We start from the raw sequence: 2,802 nt of genomic DNA on the forward strand, positions 1-2,802 counted from the left end.
GGACCATGTTGGTCCGGGCCTCGGTTCGTGGGGGCGTCTCTACGCCGAAGCCGATTGGGGCGGCGCCGGGCAGCAACGCGCGACGGGCTTGAAACCCATGATCGGGGCGTCCCCCGAGAGGGGGCGGTGAACGGGGCAGTCGTTGAGCATCTTGATGAGTCCGCCACAGGCCGCCCGGGGGCAGGCACACGTCGCCGGGTCGGGCTGGCCGTTGATGAGGAAGAGATGCACCTCGAAGGGCTTGGTCATGCGTACGTCACCAGCCAGATGAAGAAGAGGAACAGGGCAGCCATGATGCCCAGGCCCGCCAGCAGCGAGCGCGCGTTCCCCTCGGCCCGACGCTGTTCATGCTCGTGCAGTCCGCGGGCCACCCCACGCGCGATGTCATCCTCGTTCATACGCCCACCTCTTCCGTCGTGTCCCCCGCCGCACTGTCCAGAGGCGCCTCGGGCTGCGCCACGGTGCGCCCGTTGTGTACGCCCCGCCGTTTCGCCGGCCATGCAAGCGCAGCACCGTGCGTGTGCTGCCGGTACGCCACATCCCGGCTCAAGCCGGCGGCGGCCCCGATCTGCTCGTACGTCGCGGGCTCGTTCCCCGGCCGGTTCTCGCCCCGCCGGGCCGCGCCCGCAGCCCGGTGAGCGGCACGGCCCGCAGCGTCCGCGGTGTGCATCAGCAGCTCGATGCGACGCAGGGGGTCTATCGCGAGATTGGCCGCGCGAGCCAGGAGCTCAACGCGCTCGGCGCCCTCGGCCTGGTCGGCCTGCTGGGCGAGCTGCTCGACCTCATCGGCGAACATGTCGACGTCGTACGCCAACGGAACCCCCTGTGTTGGTTGTAGCCAACGGCGAAGGCGAGCGTATCGACCCCTGTTGGCTCCAGCCAACGACTTCCCCCGAGTGCCTCGCACCCAGGGCGGTGATGCGGTATGACTCTGGTATGACCGACTCGAAGACTCCGCCCAAGGCGAAGACAGCGATCACGATTCCGCAGGAAGTTCTCGACCAGCTCAAGGAGCGGGAGGCCGCAGGACAGATCAGCAGCGTATCGGGGCACATCACGTCTCTGCTCCAGCGCGAGCAGGAGGCCGCCGAGGTGGACGCCGTCCTCGCGCGCCTCTTTCCCGGCGAGCGCCCCGGCGCTGAGCACCTGGAGTGGGCCGCCAAAGCGCTCGGCGTCGGCGCCAGCACCGGAGAGAGCAGCGCCGCGTGATCGGCGGCCGCATCCTCGACACCACGGCGCTGACCGCCGCCGCCCGCGGAAGCCTCTACATGCAGGCCCTCCTGTCGATCGCCCATCAGCGAGTCATCCCGCTCCTCGTCCCCGCGACCGCCCTGTCCGATGCGTACGCCGACCTCAAGACCGACGCGGCGCACGCGCTGTCGACCATCGCCCAGTTCCCCCTCCTGACCGTCGCCCCGCTGGATGAGGCGGACGCGCGCGGGGCGGGCATCCTGCGCGCGAACGTGGACGGCGAAGCCAGCACCACCGCCGGCCATGTCGCCTACCTGGCCGCCGCCCGGCAGTGGCCCGTGATCACCGGCGACCCCGAGCGACTGCGCGCCCTGTACCCGGACGTCGAGACCGAGGCGCTGCCGTGAGGAATCCGGGAGACACCCCGGCGGAGTACCCGGTCAACTTGACCCGTCCACTCCGCCGGGGGACACCCAGCGGTCCGATCGGGGCGCCGACGTCCCCGCCACCCGAATCAGCGCGGCGGCGCCTGCGTCCGGCCCTCGTACACTCCGCCCGGGAAAGGGGCGGCACCCCTCTCCCGGCCATCTCGAAACCTGCAACGAAGGGCCTTCCGGCTTCATGACCACCTACAACTCCGCCCGCGCCATGGCCACGCCACGCGTGGCCGTCGACCCGGGCCTCCCCGAAGAGGCGAAGACGTTCCTGCGTCGCCTCGACCCGGTTCTCCTGCGCTCCGCGTCCACTCCCGTCCCCGACGTCGCGGGGCCGGGGCTCCTGCGGTCGGCCTTCCGTCCGCTCAGGAGGCTCGCAGGGCTGATGCTGGGGACGGTGGCGCTCTGCCCCATCTTCGCGACGCTCTACAGCGAAGTCGCTGACCTGTCGTACTGGGCCGCGCTGCGTTCGCTGCTGTGGGGCTGCGCACTCTTCGCGGTGCTGGGGTTCTGGGTCGTGATCGCGGTGACCAACCAGCGCATGGGAGGTCGCCACCGTTCCACCCAGCTCCTGAAGGAGTCCCACGGCCGCTATCTCGGCCCGGCCGAGTTCATGCCCGACGCCGCCATGGTCCTCGTGCGCGTCCAGGCCGCGACCGACTCGATCCTGGGCTCCGAGCTACAGAAGCAGGGACTCCTCGACCGCGACCTGAACCTCACCGGCCTGCCCGCCTTCGAGTGGGAGATCGCGCAGGCACTCGCCGCGTACAGCCGGGAGGCGATGAGCCTCCCGGCCTGGCCGGCGGGGGAGAAAGCCGCGCGGGTCCTGGACGCCGGCCGGGCGGGCCTGGGCCGTCGCCTCGAAGGGATCACCGAGCGAGTGGCCCTCCTTGAGCAGTACGCGGCGCTGGTAACGATGGCGGGAATCTCGTACCGCGAGCGTGAGCAGCTGCGGGGACTCGGCAGCCGAGACGGCGCCACGGAGGAGGTCCTGGCGATGATGGCCCGCGACTCGGAGGCGAGCGTCATCAGCGAGTTGGACCAGGCTCTTGCCGCCGCTCGCGCGGCAGGCGCTGCGCTGCTCCCCAAGCAGTAGCGTCCCGGGGGGGGGGGGGGGGGGGGGGGGGGGGGGGGGGGGGGGGGGGGGGGGGGGGGGGGGGGGGGGGGGGGGGGGGGG

The 2,802-nt window shown here is 71.7% G+C and carries 5 protein-coding genes; 3 read left to right on the forward strand and 2 right to left on the reverse strand.

Annotated elements, in window-relative coordinates; genetic code table 11:
- Positions 1 to 245: 245 nt before the first annotated feature.
- Entirely contained in the window at positions 246 to 398 is a 153-nt protein-coding gene (locus AC4IJH_RS43330; RefSeq protein WP_203610188.1) for a hypothetical protein, read from the reverse strand.
- On the reverse strand, positions 395 to 814 hold the full coding sequence (locus AC4IJH_RS43335; RefSeq protein WP_490857538.1) for a hypothetical protein: 420 nt from the start codon (positions 812 to 814) through the stop codon (positions 395 to 397). The genes AC4IJH_RS43330 and AC4IJH_RS43335 overlap by 4 nt, the downstream gene beginning before the upstream one ends.
- A gap of 122 nt (positions 815 to 936) precedes the next feature.
- Between AC4IJH_RS43335 and AC4IJH_RS43340 the strand changes: the two genes are divergently transcribed.
- From AC4IJH_RS43340 to AC4IJH_RS43350, 3 genes are all read left to right on the forward strand, one after another.
- Positions 937 to 1,209: a hypothetical protein gene (locus tag AC4IJH_RS43340; RefSeq protein WP_164347837.1), complete on the forward strand. Its 273-nt coding sequence runs from the start codon at positions 937 to 939 to the stop codon at positions 1,207 to 1,209.
- Positions 1,206 to 1,598, forward strand: coding sequence for a hypothetical protein (locus tag AC4IJH_RS43345; protein ID WP_330269968.1), 393 nt, complete (start codon positions 1,206 to 1,208; stop codon positions 1,596 to 1,598). Before AC4IJH_RS43340 ends, AC4IJH_RS43345 begins: the two co-directional genes overlap by 4 nt.
- A 214-nt stretch (positions 1,599 to 1,812) precedes the next feature.
- Positions 1,813 to 2,721 (forward strand): hypothetical protein, encoded by a 909-nt coding sequence (locus AC4IJH_RS43350; protein ID WP_490857539.1) that lies wholly within the window; start codon positions 1,813 to 1,815, stop codon positions 2,719 to 2,721.
- Positions 2,722 to 2,802: the final 81 nt, after the last annotated feature.

The organism is Streptomyces sp. UF-297 (assembly GCF_058245575.1).

Excerpts from the sequence above, each read along its gene's own strand:
- AC4IJH_RS43330 (WP_203610188.1), bottom strand. The coding sequence starts at position 398 with ATGAACGAGGATGACATCGCGCGTGGGGTGGCCCGCGGACTGCACGAG.
- AC4IJH_RS43350 (WP_490857539.1), top strand. The coding sequence starts at position 1,813 with ATGACCACCTACAACTCCGCCCGCGCCATGGCCACGCCACGCGTGGCC.
- AC4IJH_RS43340 (WP_164347837.1), top strand. The coding sequence starts at position 937 with ATGACCGACTCGAAGACTCCGCCCAAGGCGAAGACAGCGATCACGATT.